This window comes from Methylomonas koyamae, assembly GCF_001644025.1.
In the GTDB taxonomy this organism is placed as follows: domain Bacteria; phylum Pseudomonadota; class Gammaproteobacteria; order Methylococcales; family Methylomonadaceae; genus Methylomonas; species Methylomonas koyamae_A.
In genome coordinates this window covers 43,105-64,563 of record NZ_LUUK01000182.1, presented here as the reverse complement: position 1 = coordinate 64,563, position 21,459 = coordinate 43,105, and the positions used below count along the sequence as shown (strand labels likewise).

The 21,459-nt window shown below is 56.7% G+C and carries 16 protein-coding genes; all 16 read left to right on the top strand.

The features are described from left to right. Positions 1-2,919, top strand: a 2,919-nt coding sequence (locus tag A1355_RS25765) for a beta strand repeat-containing protein (protein ID WP_197471831.1), incomplete at its 5' end; no start/stop codon positions are given. 3 nt (positions 2,920-2,922) lie between these two features. Further along, positions 2,923-4,758: a ShlB/FhaC/HecB family hemolysin secretion/activation protein gene (locus A1355_RS16160; protein ID WP_082885588.1), complete on the top strand. Its 1,836-nt coding sequence runs from the start codon at positions 2,923-2,925 to the stop codon at positions 4,756-4,758. Between the two features lie 335 nt (positions 4,759-5,093). Beyond that, the gene (locus tag A1355_RS16155; protein WP_157197914.1) at positions 5,094-7,376 is read left to right on the top strand and encodes a CHAT domain-containing protein; all 2,283 of its coding nucleotides are present in this window, start codon (positions 5,094-5,096) and stop codon (positions 7,374-7,376) included. 28 nt (positions 7,377-7,404) lie between these two features. Then, complete coding sequence (gene tssA, locus A1355_RS16150) at positions 7,405-8,442, top strand: type VI secretion system protein TssA (protein ID WP_064030007.1); 1,038 nt, start codon at positions 7,405-7,407, stop codon at positions 8,440-8,442. 40 nt (positions 8,443-8,482) lie between these two features. After that, positions 8,483-8,998 carry a type VI secretion system contractile sheath small subunit gene (gene tssB, locus A1355_RS16145; RefSeq protein WP_064030005.1) on the top strand — a complete coding sequence of 172 codons (516 nt, stop codon included), beginning with the start codon at positions 8,483-8,485 and terminating at the stop codon, positions 8,996-8,998. A 3-nt stretch (positions 8,999-9,001) separates the two neighbouring features. After that, the gene (tssC, locus tag A1355_RS16140) at positions 9,002-10,489 is read left to right on the top strand and encodes a type VI secretion system contractile sheath large subunit (RefSeq protein WP_064030003.1); all 1,488 of its coding nucleotides are present in this window, start codon (positions 9,002-9,004) and stop codon (positions 10,487-10,489) included. Between the two features lie 165 nt (positions 10,490-10,654). Further along, a complete protein-coding gene (locus tag A1355_RS16135) occupies positions 10,655-11,137 on the top strand; it encodes a type VI secretion system tube protein Hcp (RefSeq protein WP_064030001.1) in 483 nt (160 codons plus the stop codon). Between the two features lie 54 nt (positions 11,138-11,191). After that, positions 11,192-11,986 carry a type VI secretion system accessory protein TagJ gene (locus A1355_RS16130; protein ID WP_064029999.1) on the top strand — a complete coding sequence of 265 codons (795 nt, stop codon included), beginning with the start codon at positions 11,192-11,194 and terminating at the stop codon, positions 11,984-11,986. Between the two features lie 11 nt (positions 11,987-11,997). Then, positions 11,998-12,501 (top strand): type VI secretion system baseplate subunit TssE, encoded by a 504-nt coding sequence (gene tssE, locus A1355_RS16125; RefSeq protein ID WP_064029996.1) that lies wholly within the window; start codon positions 11,998-12,000, stop codon positions 12,499-12,501. Positions 12,502-12,504: 3 nt separating this feature from the next. Beyond that, the gene (gene tssF / locus A1355_RS16120) at positions 12,505-14,397 is read left to right on the top strand and encodes a type VI secretion system baseplate subunit TssF (RefSeq protein ID WP_064029994.1); all 1,893 of its coding nucleotides are present in this window, start codon (positions 12,505-12,507) and stop codon (positions 14,395-14,397) included. Beyond that, positions 14,379-15,425, top strand: a complete 1,047-nt coding sequence (gene tssG / locus A1355_RS16115) for a type VI secretion system baseplate subunit TssG (RefSeq protein ID WP_064029991.1) — start codon at positions 14,379-14,381, stop codon at positions 15,423-15,425. The genes tssF and tssG overlap by 19 nt, the downstream gene beginning before the upstream one ends. A 34-nt stretch (positions 15,426-15,459) precedes the next feature. Beyond that, positions 15,460-18,141 (top strand): type VI secretion system ATPase TssH, encoded by a 2,682-nt coding sequence (gene tssH / locus A1355_RS16110; protein WP_064029989.1) that lies wholly within the window; start codon positions 15,460-15,462, stop codon positions 18,139-18,141. A gap of 116 nt (positions 18,142-18,257) precedes the next feature. Continuing rightward, on the top strand, positions 18,258-18,767 hold the full coding sequence (locus A1355_RS16105; RefSeq protein WP_064029986.1) for a hypothetical protein: 510 nt from the start codon (positions 18,258-18,260) through the stop codon (positions 18,765-18,767). Positions 18,768-19,069: 302 nt separating this feature from the next. Further along, a complete protein-coding gene (locus A1355_RS16100) occupies positions 19,070-19,717 on the top strand; it encodes a hypothetical protein (RefSeq protein WP_157197913.1) in 648 nt (215 codons plus the stop codon). 316 nt (positions 19,718-20,033) lie between these two features. After that, the gene (locus tag A1355_RS16095; protein WP_064029982.1) at positions 20,034-20,735 is read left to right on the top strand and encodes a hypothetical protein; all 702 of its coding nucleotides are present in this window, start codon (positions 20,034-20,036) and stop codon (positions 20,733-20,735) included. Between the two features lie 130 nt (positions 20,736-20,865). After that, a complete protein-coding gene (locus A1355_RS16090) occupies positions 20,866-21,459 on the top strand; it encodes a DUF6931 family protein (protein ID WP_064029981.1) in 594 nt (197 codons plus the stop codon).

Below are 21,459 nucleotides of genomic sequence, written 5' to 3'. Positions count from 1 at the left end.
GTGACGGCCGGCACGACCTTAAGCAATGCCGGCACGCTCAGTGGTTCCGCGACAGCCGGTACCGATTTGACCAACACCAGCGACATCAGCGGCGACGCCACGGCCACCGCAGGTGGCTTGAGCAACGCGGTGGGCAGCAGCATTGGCGGTAACGCCAGCGCCGGCACCAGTTTGAGCAACGATAGTACGATCGGCGGCAGCGCTACTGCCGGTACTGATTTGACTAACAACGGCGACATCGGCGGCGATGCTACCGCGACGGCGGGGGCTTTGACCAATGCTAGCGGCAAGACCATCGGCGGCAACGCCAGCGCCGGTACGGTGCTGACCAACGACGGCACGATCGGCGGCAGCGCCACGGCCGGTACCGATTTGGCGAACAACGGCGACATCGGCGGCAGTGCTATCGCGACCGTCGGGCACTTAATCAACGGGTTGGCGGGCCAAATAGACGGTGATGCGAGCGCCGGGGCGGAATTGAACAATAGTGGCAGCGTAATCGGCAAGGCGACCGCGAATACCGGCGGTAGCCTGAATGGTGCCGTCGCGCTGACGAATAACGCGGCAGGCCGAATCGAGGGCGGTGCGGAAACTCGGAACGGCGGTCATCTCGACAATTTGGGAACTATCGTTGGCAGCGTGGCGGCTGGCGGAAATTTGACTAACGACGGTGTCATTAGCGGCGACGTCAATGCAATCGGCAGCGTGGTTAATGTCGCCAGTCGCACCATTTCCGGTGACGTCGAGACTGGAACGAGCTTGATCAACGAAACCGGTGCCAGTATTTCGGGGTCGGCCAACGCCGGAAGCGACTTGACCAACGATGGGACGATAGGCGGTAGCGCCAGCGCGGCGACCGGTACGTTGGCCAACGCCGGCAGCGTCGGCGGAAATGCGACGGCTACGTCAGGCGCACTGACCAATGCCGTGGCCGGTTCAATCAACGGTAACGCCAGCGCCGGGACGACGCTGGTTAACGCTGGCGACGTCGCTGGCTCCGCCACGGCGGGTACCGATCTAGTCAACACCGGCACGGTCGGTGCCGCCGCCATAGCCGGTGCGGGAGCGTTAACCAACAGCGGTAGCGTCGGCGCGTTCGCTAACGCCGCGAGTTCGCTAAGCAATACCGGAAGCATTTCCGGCAATGCCGATGCCGCTGACATCGATAATGCCGGCCAAATTGGCGGCGATGCGAGCGCCGGTAACGACCTGAACAATTCCGGCGCGATCTCAGGTAGCGCCCAGGCCGACCGCGATGTCGACAACCGGACCGGCGGCGTGGTCGGAAGCGGTATTCATGCCGGCCGGGATGCATTTAACAACGGCACTGTCCAGGCCGGGGGTATCTCCGCCGACCGGGATATTGCCAGCCTTGCCGACGGCGATATTACCGGTGCCGCGAATGCCGGAAGGGATTTGAGCAACGCCGGCCGAATTCGTGGCGGCGCTCAGGCCGGCGGCGCCTTTAATAACGCCGGACGGCTGGACGGGGACGCGGTGGCCGGTGGCAAAATCACGAATACCGGTACGATCAACGGTCGTGCGGACGCGGCCGGTTCCAGCAGTCAAGCGCTACTAATCGCGCTCGAAGCCGACGGAAACCGCATCGGCTTGCTGAATACCGGTACGATCGGCAACGGCGCGGAAAGCCTAAACGCTACCGATATCGACAATCGCGGCCGTATCGGCGGCGATGTCGCCGCCGCCGGCAATCTGACCAATGACGGCACCATTGGCGGCGACGCGGTGGCGCGAGGCGGTTATCTGCTGAACAATCGCGGCATCGTCGCGGGCGCCGACGTTGAAATCGACGGCGATGCCGAGGCTGCCAGTTATTTGGTCAATGCCGGCCGTATCGGCGGTCAAGCTTGGGCCAAGGCCGGCGATTTGACCAATGCCGAAGGCGGACGAATCGGCGGCTTGGTCTTAGTCGGAGACGGGGCCCCGGAGGCGGCTGGCGACACCGTTAATGCCGCGTTGACGATGGCGGCGCCGCCGGCCGACGCCGCCTACAATATCGTCAATGCCGGCAGGATCGACGGCGATACCAGCGCGCCGGGCAATATCGTCAATAGCGGCACGATAGGCGGGCGGACGACGGCCGGCGGCAACGTCGAAAATACCGGCACATTGGACGGCCGAGTTCGCGCCGGAGGCAGCGTCACCAACGCCGGTAACATCGACGGCGATATCATCGCCGGCGGCGATATCGACATCGGCGGCCGCGTGAATGCGGCCTTGCTGCAAGCTGGGAACAACATCCTGGTTTCCGGCAGTTTGACCGGTAGGGCCGATAGCGGCCTGACCCTACAGGCGGTGCAACTGATTTTGGCCGGCGCGCGGATTTACAGTCCGGCCGCAATGAACATCGGCACGCCGTTGCAAATCACCCAAGTGATTTTTTCAGGCGGGGGTACGACGGTTTGGGTGCATGGCGATTTGGGCGTTAAAAACGAGGTTTACTATCGGCTGCCGAAAGGCGGCGATTACGGCAATATTCTGGGTAGCGAGACCGGAAAACTTTGGGTGCAGGCCGACAATTTGAAAGCGATCAAAGCCAATCCGCAATACCAGGGCTATTTGGCACCGGCCGGTAGCAGCCGCTCCGATTGGACGCCGGCCGCCGGGTTGAACCTGTTCGTCAACGGTTTCCAAAGTGGACAGCCCGGTAATTTGGTCAATGTCGATGTCTCCATCGTCGCCAAACCGGTGGATTTGCCGGATGTTCCGAACGATCCCTGCGGTAACGGCAGTTCGCTGGAGTTTAAGCAGAGCAACGGCGTTGTTCTGGCTTACGAGCAAATTCTGCCGTTTTCGGTATTCGGCGATGCGCCGCTCTCGCTGAGTTTGGCGGCGGCCGATCGCTTAAGCGTAACTTTCGACGCCCCTTCGACCGGCCGTTCTTGCGGTAAGGCATAAGCGATGGCGATACGGCGAAAGCTTGGGATGTTGGACGGTCGCGGTTTGGTACAACGCGGAGCCAAGCCGGCGCCGGATGCGGGGACTGTCGGCCCGGACAGATTGAAGGCCGCCACGGCGCTCGCTAAGCGAAACCCGATTTGGTCTCGCCGCTTGGGAATTGGATTAGTGATTGCCGCCTTCGCGACCAAGACCGTGGCGGACGAACCGCCGCCGCTGAATGCCGACCCGACCAAGTCCCGACAGCCGACCTTGGCCCAGCCGGAGCGGCCGGCTGTTGGCAGCGGCGGTTTCGTGTTGCCGGAACTGCCTAAGTCGGGAGCCCCGGCGTCGACCGGCGGCAGCGTCGAGCTGCAGCGTGTCATTTTCGACGGAAATACTGTTTTCGAAGACGCGGAACTACAGAGCGTCGCGGCGGCATTTTTGCGGCGTCCGATTGGCGCCGCCGATATCGAAATGCTACGCCGCGCGGTCAGCCAATATTACATTGATCACGGCTACATCAATTCCGGCGCCGTGCTGGCGAGTCAGTCGCTGGCCGACGGCGTGCTGCGCCTGAATATCGTCGAAGGGCGGTTGACCGAAGTCCGGCAGAGCGGGCAACAGCGTTTGCGCGAGGGGTATTTGCGAGACCGCTTGTTGGTTGGGGCCGGCGAGCCTTTAAGGGTCGAGGATTTACAAGACAGTTATCGGCAATTGCTGGCCGACCCGTTGATTCAACAACTGAATGGTCGCTTGGTGCCGGGGGAAAAGCTGGGCGAGGCGATTTTGGATTTGCGAGTCGAGCGGGCCAGGCCTTACCAGTTATATTTGGGCGCCGACGATTACCAGACGCCGGCCGTGGGCGCGTATACCGGCCGGGTTGGCGGTTGGGTCGACAACTTGTTGACGCTCGGTGAACGGATAGACGGTCAGTTCATCGTCAATGAAGGCGTGCAGGGTTACAACACCGGTATCAGTGTGCCGCTGACCGCGCGCGATTTGCGGGCCAGTTTTCGCTACAGCGACACCTACAGCAGCATCGTCGAACCGCCGCTGGAGACTCTGAACATTACCAATCACATCGTCGGTTTCGAAGCCGGACTTAGCCATCCGATCTATCGGCGCTTTAACGACGATCTGACATTCAGCGTGAATATGGCGTTTCGCGAAAATCGCAGCCAAGTCAGCAATACTTGCCAACCGATTTCCGGCGGCGAAGGCTTGGGGTGCGCGACCCAAGCCAGCGTCATGCGAATTGCCCAGCATTTTTCGCATCGCGGCGAGGACACGGGATTGGTGTTTTGGTCTACCTTCAACGTCGGTTTGGATATGTTGGGGGCGACGACTAATCGACCGGGTTTGCCCAGCGGCCAATTTTTCAGTTGGTTGGGCCAGAGTTTGTTTTCGGTGAAGTTGTTGGAGAACGGCGCGGCCCTGTTGGTGAAGGCGAATATTCAGTTGGCGGATAAGCCGCTACTAAACTTGGAACGTTACGCGTTGGGCGGGGCGTATACGGTCAGAGGTTATCGGGAAAATACTTACGTGCGCGACAACGGCTTCAATGTCGGCGCCGAAGTCAAATATCCGCTTTACCTGGATGCCGGCGGCCGCGACGGCCTGCATTTGGTGCCGTTTATCCAATACGGCGGCGCTTGGGACAGCCCGACCGCGACCAATGCTCGGCCATCCACTCATTATCTGTATTCGGCCGGTATCGGCTTGCAGTGGCAGTTTCGAGGTTTGACGACCGAATTTTATTGGGCGCATGCGTTTACGCCGGTGCCGAATCGGCAACGCACCAGCCACAGTATTCAAGACGACGGTATCCATTTTCGGGTCAATTTCAACGTTTTTTAGCGGAATAGACTCTAACGGAGTGGCGATATATCGCGTGCGTTACGAAATGCCGTGCCGATTTCGGTAGGCGAATGGCGGTTCTGACGTTCGGCGCTCCGCGAGATATTCGTTAAATCCTTTTCAGAACAAGTTGTTATCGGAAGCAAGGCGGCTTCGGTCGTGGTTGGCACGCTTGTTGACATATTAAGCTGGTTGGAGACGCCAACCTCGACGCCGGAGCGACGATAGCGAAATCGGTTCTCGGCGGATCGGCAGGGGGGATCGGTCGAATAGCCGCGATAGCGATTGCCGAAAATCCGGTCCAGCCATGGCCAATCCAAGACGAGGAAATCGAATTGCCAAATTTAATGCTAGAAGCGCAAATGCGGCTAGACTTGATTGCCATAACTGTTCTGGCGCTGGGAGTGGCGGTTGGAAATGCCGCGTCGGCCGAGATGCCGGTGCCGGTTTCCGCCGCCGAGATTCGATCGGTAGTCTTGCGAGGCGAGCAACTGCGAGACAACGGTGAGTTGCAAGCGGCGCAACAACAGTTCGATGCCGCGCTGCAAGCGGTGGTCGATGTTAAGGGCGATATAGGTTTATTGGCGGCGGTCGAGGCGGCGGCGGGTTACAACCTGTTCTTGTTGAACAGTAAAGAGGCCGCCGAACCCTTGCTCAAAGCCGCTTATCGGAGTACCGAGACCGGGCCGGACTATTTACGCGGATTAGTTGGGCTCTATTTGAGCGAACTGGCTCTAGCCGGGGGCGATCGGCAACAGGCCTTGCAATACGCAGATCAGGCTGAAGCGGCTTTGCGGAGCCAGGGCGACAGCCCGTTACGAATGAGCGTGGCGTTGAGTCGGACGGCGGCGGGTGAAGATAAAAGCGGTCGAGTTGCCGCATTGCTTGAGCTGGCTGCCAGAATTGAAAGTTTGCCGAACGATTTTCCGGCGGCCAAGGTACGGCTGAAAACCGCCGAGGCTTTGCTGGCCGAGGCGGCGCCGAGCGATGGCCAGGGCTGGGTTGGCGCGGCGTATGCCGCACTGGACAAGGTGTTGGCGGGCGCTAACCCGCCGCCGCGCATGCGGGTGGAGGCCTTGTTGGGGATGGCCAGATTATATCGCCAGCAAAACCGCGATCGCGAGGCCCTGGCACTGACCGAGCAAGCGTTGGCCTTGGCCGGAGATCGACGCTACCTGGAATTGCTGGCCGAGCTTGAGGCACTGCAAGGCGACTTGTTGCTGCGTTTGGGACAACAGGTACCGGCGCTACGCGCCTACGAGCAGGCGGTGAACGATTTGTTGGCGATTCGGGGCGATTTGCCGATCAATTTACCCGATGGTCGCAGCGCGATCGATACCGTGATCGATCCGTTACACCGTGGCTACGTCGATTTGTTGTTACGGCAAGCCGGCACCGGCGATTCCGAGCAACAGGCGCTGAACAAGGCCATGTCCAGCATGGAAGCGATCAAGGAAGCCGATTTGCAGGACTTTTTTTTGGGGCGGTGTTCGATCTCGGTGCAAACCCGGGACGATTGGCGAGAACTGGCGTTTCCGGAAACCGTCATCGTTTACCCGATTTTGTTGACCGACAGGCTGGAGTTGTTGATGAAGCATGGCCCGCTCGTTGTGCGACGTAGCGTGCCGGTGTCGGCCGAGCGGGTACGCGAACAGGCGCAAATCCTGACGCAGCGCTTGCATGCCGGCAAGGACTACCGGGCCGCGGCCAAACAGCTTTACCAGTGGCTGTTCGAACCGATTGCCAACGATGTCGCGGCGGCCGGCGCGAAATTGCTGCTCTACGTGCCCGACCGCAATTTGCGGGCGGTGCCGTACTCGGTGTTACAGGATGGCGGCCGGTTTTTGGTCGAACAATACGCGATCGTGACATTGCCGGGTTTGACGTTTCAAAATTGGGACAAGCAGGTCGCGAAACGGAAGAACTTGCGGGCCCTGGTCGCCGGTTTGAGCCGGCCGGACGGCGCCGCGATCGACACGCTGCCAGACAACGTCGTCGAACGTTTGATCGGCAATAAACCCGCCGATGTCGCGCAGAAAGCCATGGACCGTTCGCGCTTGGTCGAAGAATTGAGCTTGCCCAATATCGAGCGGGAAATCGATTCGGTCGCGAAACGACAGAACAGCACGATGTTATTGAATAATCAATTCACGGCGTCGGCGTTGAAGAGGGATATAGAAACCGGCGATTACGCGAAGGTGCATATCGCTTCGCACGGGTATTTCGGTAAGAACGCCAAGGAAAGTTTCGTGATGGCTTACGATCAGAATCTGACCTTGCTGGATTTCGAGGGCAGCTTGGGTGGCGATCGGTTGAAGAGCGAACCTATCGATTTATTGACGCTGAGTGCTTGCGAAACGGCCGAAGGCGACGACCGGATGCTGTTGGGTTTCAGCGGATTGGCGGTCAAGAGTAACGTTTTAAGCGCGGTCGGTAGCCTGTGGTCGATCAACGATCAGGCCGCCACCGAATTCATGCATTTGTTTTACGACGGATTGGGCAATTCCTTGAACAAGGCGGAAGCGATGCGTCAGGCGCAGATCGCGATGATTAAGTCCAAACGTTTTAAACACCCGTTTTTTTGGTCGCCGTTCATTCTGATCGGCGGGTGGCAATAACCGACCCTAACAGGAGCAGGACTGAACCATGGCCGATTTATCCGGTTTACTGGACGAGATTTCCGCCGACAACCCTTGCGGCGACAATCTGGAATACGACAACGCCAGGGTGGCGTTGGATACCGATATTCTAGGGACGCCGGAGAATCAATTTTCCGGCGAAAAAGCCATGCCGCCCAATTGGCGGCAAGTGCAAAAGGATGCGTTGGCCTTGCTGGGGCGGTCCAAGGATCTGCAGGTCGCCCTATATTTAATCCGTTGTCTGATTCCGACCGAAGGCGTGCGCGGTTTTCGAGACGGTTTAAACCTGTTGACCGAGTGGATAGATCGCTACTGGGAGCACCTGCATCCCCAGCTTGATCCCGACGATGGCCTCGATCCGACCCTCAGGATCAATATCATCGAAGAACTGAACAATTTCGATTGGGTGCTCAGGCCCTTAAGCCAGACGATGTTGGTTGAGTCAAAATCGGTGGGTCGGTTTTGTTTGCGCGATATGCAATACGCCACCGACAAGCTCGACCTCCCGGCCGGCCAGACCAAGCCGGAAATCAGTGCGATCAACGCGGCGTTTCTGGATGTCGAACTCGAGGAGCTAGCGGCCAATTTTCAAGCCATCAATGACAGCATGGCGCTATTGGACCGCTTGGATGCGGCCGTTGTCGATCGAGTAGGCAATAGCCAGGCGGCCAGTCTGAGCGCGGCCAAGGCCTTGTTTAAAGAGATTCGGCATTTTTTCGAGCAATTTGCCGGTAGCCGCTTGGCTGACCAAGTCGAGCCGGAAAGCGACGTTGCCGAGGAGAATGTGGCGGATGCCGGCGAAACGGTCCGGGTGTCCGCCAAGCCCAAGGCGGGAGTAGGCGAAATAGCGACGCGCCAGGATGTTTTGAAATCGTTGGATTTGATTTGCAAGTATTACGCGGAGAACGAACCCTCCAGTCCGGTACCGATTTTATTGTTGCGGGCAAAACACCTGGTGACCGCCGATTTTCGCGAAATTGTCCTAAATTTGATGCCGGATGCCCTGACGCATATCGATGCGTTGAAAGGCCCCGATCCACACTAACCTTTTTTGTAGTCGTTAAATATCTCAAGCGGAGAATATCATGGCAGAAAGCAGTCAAAAGTTTATTCAAAGGAACCGGGCGCCCCGGGTCCAGATCGAGTACGACGTCGAGTTGTACGGCTCGGAAAAAAAGGTGCAGTTGCCGTTCGTGATGGGCGTCATGTCCGATTTGTCCGGCAAGCCGGCGGAACCGTTGGCGCCGGTGGCGGATCGTAAGTTACTGGAAATCGATGTCGATAATTTCAACGAACGCTTGAAATCGATGAAGCCGCGCGTGGCTTTCCAGGTGGCGAATACTCTGACCGGCGAAGGAAACCTGAATGTCGATATTACCTTCGAAAGCATGGACGACTTTTCGCCGGCCGCCGTCGCCAAACGGGTCGCCGGCCTGGATAAAATCGTCGAAGCCCGCACGCAGTTGTCCAATCTGATCACTTATATGGACGGCAAGACCGGAGCGGAGGAATTGATTGCCAAATTGATCAACGATCCAGCGTTGCTGCAAACCTTGGCCGCCTCGGCCAAACCGGCCGACGCCGAAGGCAGCGAGGGTTAAGTCATGGCGGAATTGGAAAATCAAGCCGCGCAAGGCGCAACCCAAACTCTGGAACTGGACGACTTTTCGGCGCTGTTGGCGAAGGAATTCAAGCCGGGCACCGAAGCCGCCAGCCAAGTCAATACCGCAGTCGGCACCTTGGCTCAATACGCGTTACAGGACGTCACCAAGGTCTCCGACGATGCGATCAAGAGTATCCAGGCCATCATTGCCGGCTTGGATCAAAAAATCACCGAGCAGCTTAACCTGGTTCTGCACCACCCGGATTTTCAAAAACTGGAAGGGGCTTGGCGAGGCCTGCACTATTTGGTGAACAACACCGAAACCGACGAGATGTTGAAAATCAAGGTATTGAACATCTCGAAAAACGAATTGGGTAAAACCCTGAAAAAATTCAAGGGAACGGCCTGGGATCAAAGCCCCTTGTTTAAAAAGATGTACGAAGAGGAATACGGCACCTTTGGCGGCGAACCCTTCGGCTGTCTGGTGGGCGACTACCACTTCGACCACAGCCCGCAAGATGTCGAGTTGTTGGGCGAGATGGCGAAAGTCAGCGCCGCCGCGCACGCGCCTTTCATCTCCGGTGTGGCGCCTTCGGTGTTGCAGATGGAAAGTTGGTCGGAGCTCGCCAATCCCCGCGATCTAACCAAGATTTTCCAAACGCCGGAGTATGCGGCCTGGCGCTCGTTGCGGGAGTCGGAGGACTCGCGTTACATCGGTCTGGCGATGCCGCGTTTCCTGAGCCGCTTGCCTTACGGTTCGAAAACCGATCCGGTCGAGGAGTTCGATTTCGAAGAAGATACGTCCGGCGCCGACAGCAGCAAGTACACCTGGGCCAACGCCGCGTACGCAATGGCGGTCAACATCAACCGCTCGTTCAAGCTTTACGGCTGGTGTTCGCAAATTCGCGGCATCGAGTCCGGCGGTGCGGTCGAAGGTTTGCCGGTGCACTCGTTCCCGACCGACGACGGCGGTGTCGATATGAAATGCCCGACCGAAATCGCAATCACCGATCGGCGCGAGGCCGAACTGGCGAAAAGTGGCTTCATGCCGTTGTTGCATAAGAAAAATACCGATTTCGCGGCCTTCATCGGCGCGCAGTCCTTGCAAAAACCGTTCGAATACCAGGATCCCGACGCGACGGCCAACGCCAACTTGGCGGCCCGCTTGCCTTACTTGTTCGCGACCTGTCGCTTCGCGCATTACTTGAAGTGTATCGTTCGCGATAAAGTCGGATCTTTCAAGGAGCGTCAAGACATGCAGGCTTGGCTGAATACTTGGATCAGTCAGTACGTGTTGACCAATCCGGCGGTAGCCACCGAAAAAGACAAGGCGCGCAGGCCGTTGGCGGGCGCCGAGGTGATTGTCGAGGAAGTGGAAGGCAACCCAGGCTACTATCAGTCCAAGTTCTTTCTGCGGCCGCATTATCAATTGGAAGGGTTGACGGTGTCCTTGCGTTTGACCTCTAAATTACCGTCACAAAAAGGTTAGACCGGTTCGGCGAACCGAGTTTGGTATGCGTTGGCGGCGGCCGCCTATTTTTGGCTGCCGCCAGCGGCAGATGTTTTATACATCCCGGCGCGCCGGGGCTATAAATCTCAGGGTAAAGATACCCGTTAAATTTTTTCTTAAAACTTGATCGGAAAGGAGAGCACCATGATTTTATTAAAATTCGCAACCGAAATTAAAGGCGACAGCACCGTAGCCAGCCACAAGGACTGGATTACGCTGGACAGCCTGCAAATGGGCGTGGGCCGGGCGATTTCGCAAAGTGGCGGCGGTAAGGACCGCGACACCAGTAATCCATCGTTTTCGGAAGTAACTTTTACCAAAAATATGGACGTGGCGTCGGTGGATTTGTGGATGCAAGCCATTTGCGGCAAAAGTTTGGGAACCGCAACCATTCACTTCATCCAAACCGGCGGCAGCGATGCCAAGGGCCAGGTTTATTTGGAAATCGAACTCGCGGATGCGATTATCAGCAGCTACAGTCAAGGTAGCGGCGGCGATCGTCCGACCGAGAGTATCTCGATCAATTTCAACGAAATCAAAATGAAATACAACTCGTTCGGCGAAGGCGAGGCACCGATTACCGGTGCGTTCAAAGGTTGGAGCGTCAAAGCCAACGAAACCGTTTAAGGGCCTACCCCCGGCGGTTTTCCGCCGGGGTTTTTCCATTTTCTGGAGTCATCCATGCAGGACGTTTCACGCTTGATTGCCGACGGCGATTTGGACGAGGCGTTGCGGAACACGCAACAACTCATCCGGCAAAACCCAGCGGAGCCAAAATCCCGCATCTTGCTGTTTCAGCTTTATTGTCTGTTCGGTCAATGGGACAAAGCCCTGACTCAATTGAACGTGTTACGGGACCTGGACAAATCCACCCTGCTGATGGTCGGCACTTACGAACAAGTATTGCAATGCGAGGCATTGCGCAAGGATGTTTTCGCCGGACTGAAAACACCACTGATTTTTGGCGAGCCGCGGGAATGGCTGGCGTTGTTGCTGGAAGCGCTAAAACTGGAAAATAACGGCAACTATCAACAGGCCGCCCAGATGCGCGTCCAGGCCCTGGAGCAGGCGCCCGCCACCTCGGGGAGTGTCGACGGTACGCCGTTTGCGTGGATCGCCGACGCCGATAGTCGGCTTGGGCCGTGTTTGGAAGCGATCATGAATGGTCGCTATTACTGGATTCCGTTTATGCAAATCGGCAAGATTCAGTTGGAGCCGCCCACGGATTTACGCGATTTGGTTTGGGTCCCGGCCCACTTTACCTGGGTCAACGGCGGCGAGGCGGACGGTTTGATTCCGACCCGTTATTCCGGTTCGGACGCATCCGACGACCCGCGGATACGCCTGTCGCGGCTGACCGACTGGCAAGCGGTCGCCGACGGAATCGTTCACGGACTTGGGCAACGTTTGTTGGCCACCGATGTCGACGATTACGCGTTGCTGGACTTGCGCCTGATCGAATTGGCTAGCGAGTAGGGGCACGCGAAATGGCTGAATTGTTGCATTCCGAGCGCTTGCAACCCTCGTTACTGGATCGTCTGACCGACGATGCGCCGGAGAATCGGACCGAGGCGCGCGAGCAGCGGGTGATGTCGTTGCGTCAGTTGCGGCAAAGCGTGCTGCGCGATTTGAGTTGGTTGCTCAATACCGCGGCGCTGGAGAGCATGATGGATTTGTCCGAGGTGCCGCATGCCGCGCGCTCGGTGATCAATTTCGGTTCGCCGGTGTTTTCCGGCGTGGCGGTGACCGGCATCGACGTGCGTAAGGTCGAAACCAAGGTTCGGCAAGCCATCGCTCAGTTCGAACCGCGCATTTTGGCCGACAGCCTCAGCGTCGAATTGATCAAGGACAGCGAACAAATGAGCAATAAAGCGCTGTCGTTTCGAATAGAAGGCGATTTGTGGGCGCAACCGCTACCCGTGCATTTGTATATCCGTAGCGATCTGGATTTGGAAACCGGGGAAATCACCGTGAAGGATTGGGACGGTTAGGCGATGGACCCCAAGTTGCTGAAATATTATAACCGCGAGCTGCAATACGTGCGCGAGGTCGGTGCGGAATTCGCGGCCGAATATCCCAAGATTGCCAGCCGTCTCGGTCTAGACACTTTCGAATGCTCCGATCCCTATGTCGAACGCTTGTTCGAAGGCTTCGCCTTTATGGCGGCGCGGGTGCAGCTTAAGGTCGATGCCGAGTTTCCCAATTTTACGCAGCAATTGCTGCAAATCGTTTACCCGCATTATTTGTCGGCAACGCCGTCGATGGCGGTCGTCGAGTTCAAACCGGATTTTGCCGAAGCGGCCTTGGCCGACGGTGCGACGATTCCCAAGGGGACGGTGCTGCGTTCGCAAATTGCCAAGGGCGAACAGACGGCTTGCGAATATCGTACCTCGCAAGCGGTGGAATTGTTGCCGCTACAGATTGGCCAACTCGAATACCTGCCGACCCTGGCGGCGGTTTCGAGTCATGGCGTGTCGGCCGGCAAATATGCCGTGCCGGTCAAGGCGGCGTTGCGCATCGTGCTACGCAGCTTGGGCGGCGCCAAATTCAATAAAATCGCGCTCGACCGCTTGCCGCTGTTTCTGCGCGGGGCCGGCAATATTCCCTATCGGCTCTACGAACAATTGTTGGCCAATGTCGTCGGCATTGCCGGAAAACACACCCGAGCCAATGCTTCCACGGTGCGTTATTTGGACGGCGGTCGTCATTGGGTGCGAGGAATGGGCTTCGAGCCGGAAGAGGCCTTACTGCAACAAACGCCGAGGTCGTTCGACGGCTACCGGATTTTGCAGGAATATTTCGCGTTTCCGGAGCGGTATCTGTTTATCGAATTGGATGGCTTGACCGAACTGGCGGCGGCTTGCGACGGCGAGGAACTCGAATTGTTCGTGTTGCTGGACCGTAGCGACGCTCAATTGATTAACGTGCTGGATCAAAACAATCTAGCCTTATTTTGCGCGCCGGCCATCAATCTGTTCCCGAAGCGGACCGATCGGTTGCAGATCGATCAGCGCCAATCCGAATATCACATTGTCGTCGACCGCAGTCGCCCGATGGATTACGAAGTCTACAGCGTCGCCGAAGTGACCGGTTATAGCAAGGATCAGGGCAGCGAACGCGCGTTCCTGCCGTTCTACGGCTCGAAAACCGCTTACCAGGGCCACGGCGAGACCGCCTTCTACTCGCTCAGGCGCGTGAAACGGGTGCTGTCATCGAGACAGCGGCGTAAGGGCGTGCGCTCCAGCTATATCGGCAGCGAGGTGTTCGTCGCGTTGGTGGACGCCGCCGAAGCGCCGTATGCCGGCAATTTGGCGCAATTGGGGCTGGAGACGCTATGCACCAATCGCGACTTGCCGTTGGTGATGCCGGTCGGTCTCGGCGATACCGATTTTACGTTGCAGATTAGCGCCCCGGTCAAGGCGATACGTTGCATCGTCGGGCCTACCCGGCCGTTGCCGGCGGCCTACGAAGCGGACTCGGTCTGGCGTTTGGTAAACCATTTATCGCTGAATTATCTGTCGCTGATCGATACCGATCCGAAAATCGGCGCCGGCGCGTTACGCGAACTATTAAGTCTGTACGCCGACCAGCGCGAGCCGGCCGTCAAAAAGCAGATCGAGGGCGTGATCTCGGTCAACGCTAAAAACGTGGTCAGGCGTATCGATGCCAATGGGCCGATGGTCTTCGGCCGCGGGCTGGAAATTACCGTGGTATTGGACGAGTCCGCCTTCGAGGGCGGCGGTTATTTTCTGCTGGGTACGGTACTGGAACGCTTCTTCAGCCGCTATGTGTCGATCAATTCGTTCGTCGAAACCGTGATTCGCAGCACCGATAGAGGCGAGGTGGCGCGTTGGCCTGCGAGGATGGGATGTCGTCACACGATTTGATGGCCGAATTGATCAAGGACGCGTCGCGATTCGATTTTTTCGAGGCGATGCGCTTGATCGAGTGCGCCAATCCCGACAAGCCTCGGCTGGGAACCAGCGTTAAAGCCGTGGACGATCCGGTGCATTTGTCGCAAGAGCCGGAGTTGGAATTCCCGGCTTCGACGGTGGCTCGCTACCACGCCGACGGCGCCAAGCCGCGCTTGGCCGTGAATTTCATGGGTTTGTTCGGTCCCAACGGACCGTTACCCTTGCATTTGACCGAGTACGCCCGCGAACGTCTCCGGCATCATCACGACCCGACCTTCGCGCGCTTTGTCGACGTGTTTCACCACCGGATGATAGGCCTGTTCTACCGAGCCTGGGCCAATGCTCGGCCGGAGGTGAGCTACGACAGGCCCGAGACCGACCGCTTCGGTTTCTACGTAGCGGCCTTGCAAGGCACGGCCGGCAACGCTTTTCAGGATCGCGACGCGCTGCCGGATCGGGCTCGGCTATTTTATGCCGGCCATTTTTCGGGACAGGCCAAGCACCCGGATGGGTTGCGGTCTATTCTTTCCGATATTTTGCGGGTTCCGGTGCGGATCGCCGAATTTGTCGGCGAATGGATGGATATACAGCCGCGCGAACAGACTCGTCTGGGCTTGAGCATGGTCACCGCCGCGTTGGGACAGTCCGCCGTGATTGGTGCCAGCGTGTTCGGTTGTCAGCACAAGTTCAGAGTCGTGCTGGGGCCGTTGCCGTTGGTTTTGTATTTGGCGCTGCTGCCGGGCGGGATCTTGCTGCCGCAACTGGTGGCCATCGTCCGGCAATACGCCGGCGACGAGTGGGTGTGGGATGCTCAACTGAGTTTGCAGGCCGATCAAGTGCCGGCCGAGCTCTGCTTGGGGCAACCGGCCCAGCCGGCGGTTCTGGCCGAGCGCGGTGGCGGGCAGCTGGGCTGGAGTCTGTGGTTGGGGCCGCGCTCGACCTGCGCCGATGCCGACGATTTAACGCTTAACCCGTTCATCGCCGCTGTCGGCGCCCGATGAGCGATACCTAAAACGATAACGATGGGAACCAACGATGGCGGAAATTAGCCGAGTCAAGCTGTTCGGGAAGTTAAACAAGGTTTGCTACAAAGCCGTGGAAAGCGCGACGGTGTTTTGCAAATTACGCGGTAACCCTTATGTCGAACTGGTGCATTGGTTGAGCCAGTTGCTGCAATTGCCGGACTCCGATATTCACCGTCTGCTCAAGCATTACGGCTTGGACGGTTCGGTGATCGCCAAGGAAGTGACAGCGGCGTTGGACAAATTGCCGCGCGGTTCCACCGCCATTTCCGACTTCTCGCCGCACATTGAGGACAGTGTCGAGCGCGGCTGGGTTTACGGCACCTTGCTGTATGGCGAAAATCAAGTGCGTAGCGGGCATCTGTTGATCGGCATGTTGAAAACCAAGGCGCTACGCAACGAATTAATCGGCATTTCCCGCGAGTTCGACAAACTGAAACCGGACACCGTTACCGACGAATTTCCGAAAATCACCGCCGGTTCCCCGGAAGAAGGTTTGGCGGCCAGCGACGGCTCGCATATCGCCGCGACGCCCGGCGAGGCCAGCGGCGCGATCGCGCCGGCGGCGATGGGCAAGCAAGAAGCATTGAAGCAGTTTACCGTCGATCTGACCGAACAGGCCCGTAACGGCAAGATCGATCCGATTGTCGGTCGCGACGAGGAAATCCGCCAGGTTATCGACATCCTGATGCGCCGCCGCCAGAACAACCCGATCCTGACCGGCGAGGCGGGCGTCGGCAAGACCGCCGTCGTCGAAGGCTTCGCGCTGAAAATCGTTGCCGGCGACGTGCCACCGTCGTTGCGGGACGTCAGTTTGCGCACCTTGGATGTCGGCTTGTTGCAAGCCGGCGCCAGCATGAAGGGCGAATTCGAAAACCGTCTGCGTCAAGTGATCGAAGAAGTTCAGGCTTCGCCGAAGCCGATCATTTTGTTCATCGACGAAGCCCATACCCTGGTAGGCGCCGGCGGCGCGGCGGGTACCGGCGACGCGGCCAACCTGCTGAAACCGGCCTTGGCGCGCGGCGCATTGCGTACCGTCGCGGCCACGACCTGGGCCGAATACAAAAAACATATCGAAAAAGATCCGGCCTTGACCCGCCGCTTTCAAGTCGTGCAAGTTCACGAACCCGACGAAGCCAAAGCCATCGGCATGATGCGCGGTGTCGTATCGGTGCAGGAGAAGCACCATCAAGTCTTGATTCTGGACGAGGCGCTGGAAGCCGCCGTCAAACTGTCGCATCGCTACATTCCGGCTCGGCAATTGCCGGATAAAGCGGTCAGCTTGCTGGATACCGCCTGCGCCCGTGTCGGCGTCAGTCAACACGCGGTGCCTGCGGAAGTCGACGATTGCCGCAAGCGCATCGACGCGCTGGAAACCGAACTGGCGATCATCGGCCGCGAGAAAGCCGTCGGCGTCGAAGTGGCGGGGCGCGAGGAACTGGCCAACGAAAAACTGGCCGCCGAACGCGAGCGCCTAGTCGGTTTGGAAGAGCGCTGGAATGCGGAGAAAGCCTTGGTCGAACAGATTCTGGCGCTGCGCGGCAAGCTACGCGCCGCCGGGCACGCGGTGGACGGGGCCAGTGACGCCGAGGCCGGCGGCGAGGATCGCGACGCGTTGCTCGCCGAATTGAAAGCCCTGCAAGCGCAGTTGCACGAACAACAAGGCGAATCGCCGTTGATTTTGCCGACCGTCGACCATCAGGCCGTGGCTTCGGTGGTGCAGGATTGGACCGGCATTCCGGTCGGCCGGATGGTCAAAAACGAAATCGAGACCGTGCTGAAATTGGCGGACAATCTGGAGCAACGCATCATCGGCCAACGCCACGCGTTGGAGATGATCGCCAAGCGCATCCAGACCTCGCGCGCCGGTCTCGACAACCCCAACAAACCGATCGGCGTGTTCATGTTGGCCGGTACCTCCGGCGTCGGCAAGACCGAAACCGCGCTGGCACTGGCCGAAGCGCTCTACGGCGGCGAGCAAAACGTCATCACCATCAACATGAGCGAATACCAGGAAGCGCATACCGTCTCCACGCTGAAAGGCGCGCCTCCCGGCTACGTCGGTTACGGCGAGGGCGGCGTATTGACTGAAGCGGTGCGGCGGCGGCCCTACAGCGTGGTGTTGCTGGACGAGGTGGAAAAAGCCCATCCGGATGTCCACGAAATCTTCTTCCAGGTGTTCGACAAGGGCTGGATGGAAGACGGCGAAGGCCGGGTCATCGACTTCAAAAACACGCTGATCTTGCTCACTACCAACGCCGGTACCGATTTGATCGCGAACCTGTGCAAGGACCCGGATCTAATGCCGGAACCGGAAGGCATCGCCAAAGCCTTGCGCGAACCGTTGTTGAAGGTGTTCCCTCCGGCGTTGCTGGGCCGTCTAGTTGTGATTCCGTACTACCCGCTCAGCGACGAAATGATAGGCGCGATCGCCCGCTTGCAACTAAATCGCATCAAAAAGCGGGTGGAAGAATCGCACAAAGTGCCGTTCAGCTATGACGACGAGGTGATCAAACTGATCGCCAGTCGCTGTACCGAACTGGAAAGCGGCGGCCGGATGATAGACGCGATCCTGACCAATACCGTGTTGCCGAAAATCAGCGAGGAATTTTTGATCCGGATGATGGAAGGCACGCCGATCGAGCGAGTGCATGTCAAGGTCGAGGACGGGGAGTTTGGGTATGGGTTTGAATAACACGTATTATATTAATAAAGGTTATTGGATGAGTTGGTCGATGAATGACTAGGTCTAAATGTTTTATGTGGTTTTTCGGGTGTTTTGTGGTTGTTTATTTTATTAAAGGATAAAATATGTCCCTAACTGTTATTGAGAAAGATGCTTGCAAACTGCTTCTAAGTCAAATTAAAAGTGATTATCTGAGTGAAAAATTGACCAAGAATAGTTTAGGTCTTACAGCTCGCGATCTTTATATTCCATTTTCGAAGTTTTCTTGCACTGTTGAGTATTTAAAAACTGGAATCCCCCGGAAAGACAAAATTCTTAAAGGGGATGTGGGTGGGGCGCACGAATTTATGTATATAGTCAGTGGTAATAATCATCTTGATATTACCGGGCATGTAAAAAACTCTCAAGGGATTGATAAGACTGTAAAGCTTGGTGGCAAGGCTGGCGCTGCTTTGTTCAATGTTCATGTTACATTTACCGGTGTTTCCGATGCGGTTAAAAAGGAATTGCAAAAACAAATTCAAGCTTCAAATGAATTAAAGAAAAAGTTTAAAGAGAAGATGGAGATTGAACAAAAACAAGCAAGTCAGTTTAGTAATAATCCTTTTGCAGCTCTGGATGAAGGGGATTTCTAGCGATGCTAAATGGAATCGGATAACCGCCAAGCGATGTTTTAAGCGGCATGTAGTAGAATGGTTCAGCGATTTGCTACGAGTTATTTGGTTGTCGAATGACAGGGTTTTTTCAGGTAGCGGGCTTTGAGATAAAATTAAGCAAGATGGTTTTATCGGTCAGGTGGCTGGAAATTCTGGAAAGTATAATCGGCAAGTAAGTAATATCGGTAGTTTCGTATTCCTATGGGTTTTGCGAGATAAAGTGGCTTGGTATTGCGAGTAAGGGTGTTAATCTAGGTGTTTGCCGAAATGGGGATATGTTTATGACTCAGCTGTTTGGACAAAACTATTGGGGTGGGGTCTGTGGATTCGTTTCAGTTATCCATGGAATCTTGCTGTCGAAGAACGATGGAAATGCGTTGGATGGACTGACTCCGAACGAATTGGAATGGAATCTTGGTATGTCTATCCTGGAGTTCCTAAAATATATAAAGAATAACAATAAAGCGGTTGCGGAGAATCTGGTTAATTTTACGCGAACTTTCGGTGGCGTTCATGCGAAAAAGACTATTGATCAGTTGATATTGGAATGCGATAGAGCGCTTGCAAAAGTCAAGATGTCGCCTCTTAGTGCTAAGGATAAGGTAACGGAACAGGGATGGGGTGTTGCCATGTCAAAAGAAGCTTTATTAGCCTATATCGCGTGGATCGGGGCAAAAGCGACGGAAATCCCGCATAACGGAGTTTGGAGTCAGGCTAGTTTGAGTAATTTCAAGAATTGTGTTTGTGGTGTGGGTGATATAAATAATAAGGATAATGGGTTTTTAGGCTTGCGCCACTGGGTATATATAAATGATGCCGGGTATATGTATAATTGGGGCAGTAAAACTAAGATGGGTAATGAGGCAAGCTTTCCGTACAAAGATTTTCCCAATCATAACTATTTGGTTCATGTTCTCAAGTTGAGTTAGCGGAAGAATTCTTCTGCGGGGTAGTTCAATTCTATCAAGCTGAATTGGAATTCATTCTTATAGGCGCTCTGCTTGATGCGGCTTTTTCAGGGAAAGTGCAATGCGCAAGCCATTTTTTAGTCGGTTTTGAAATTCGAGATGGCAAGTTAATCAGAGATTTACATAGGAATATGAAGTGCCCAATTAGGTGCTGTATCTAAATGTGCGTCCTTTGTGGTTGTCGCTCTTATTCATAAGTCAACCATTAGTTCTGAGCGGATGTGAAAGAACGGATGCCTGAGAGTAAATTTAACAATTTATAGTGGGACGCGATTATATGACTACCTGCCTAGACTACGCAAAAATCGCCATCGCCGCTTATTACAAAAGCTCTAACCAGTATTACGCCGAACCTCCCGGTCATATGGTGGACGATTGGCAGGTGCAGAAATGGGAATCGGGGACTTGGTACGGCGATGGTTTTCAAGGCGGCATATGGTGCAATAGCACCGACGTCGTGGTCGGTTGCTGTGGCACGAATCCGGGGCAAAAAGGAAAACTATTCTCCGATATTGGGGCGGACCTGAGAATCGGTTTGCGCATCCTGCCCAACCAATGTTCGTCGGCGCGGCAGATGCTGAAGGCCGCCAAGCAAATCGCCAACGGCCGGCGGTTGTCGTTAACCGGCCATTCGTTGGGCGGCGGTTTGGCGCAAGTGGTTGGCGTTTGGGAAGGCGTGCCGTTCGTGACCTTCAATGCGCCGGCGATGGCGCAAGTGATTAAGGCCGCGCACGTGAATATTCTAAAACCGCAAATGATGATTCGGACTTGGCAGTCGAAAAGTGCGTCCGATTGCCCCGGCGTCAATTTTCGGATCGCCGGCGATCTAGTCAGCATCGAAGGTCTGGCCGGCGATCATGTCGGCATGGTGGTCGATTTGCCCAATGCCACCGGCGGCGGCGCTCATGGCAAAACCAATTGCTGGCAGGCGGTTTTGCAGACCGATTGGGCGAATATCGATCCGTTCGAAGCGCTGTAATGTTCGGCGCCCGCTAAGCGTATCCGGAGTCGCTTGAGAAATGCCAAGCATGTTTAGATTTCACTTGCCGGGATGACTTTTTGCAATCATTCGCCATCGGATTAGATCGACGTCGGCGACAGGAGACAACATGACAGGTGCGGTTACTTTACAAAAAGTGACGATACCCAAGGCGGTGCAAATCTGCCAGGATATTCAGCTCGACCCGGCGGCGATGCAATGCCTGGCGGCCGACACGACGCCGGTGGCGTTTTTGTTGGCTTTGATCGAACTGAAACTATTTCCGGACGCCGTACGTTTTCTGGCCCGGGCCTTGCCCAAGCGTGAGGCGGCCTGGTGGGCCTGTGTCTGCGCGCGTAGCTCGATTGACGACAAAACGCCGCCTGAAGTCGTAAAGGCTCTGGAGGCCGCCGAGCTTTGGGTTTACAAACCGACCGAGCCCAACCGGCGCAACGCGAACGCGGCCGCTCACAGCGCGTCATTTGAGAATCCGGCAGCTTGGGCGGCGATGGCCGCGTTCTGGAGCGACGGCAGCATGGCGCCGGAAGACGCGCCGTCGGTTCCGCCCGCCGATAACTTGACCGCCAAGGCCGTCGCCGGAGCGGTGATGCTGGCGGCCGTGCTCACTTATCCGGAGAAGGCCCAGGAGAAATACCGGTTTTTCCTGGAACAAGGCATCGACATCGCCAACGGCGGCAACGGCCGCATTTGGCAACCGACTTAA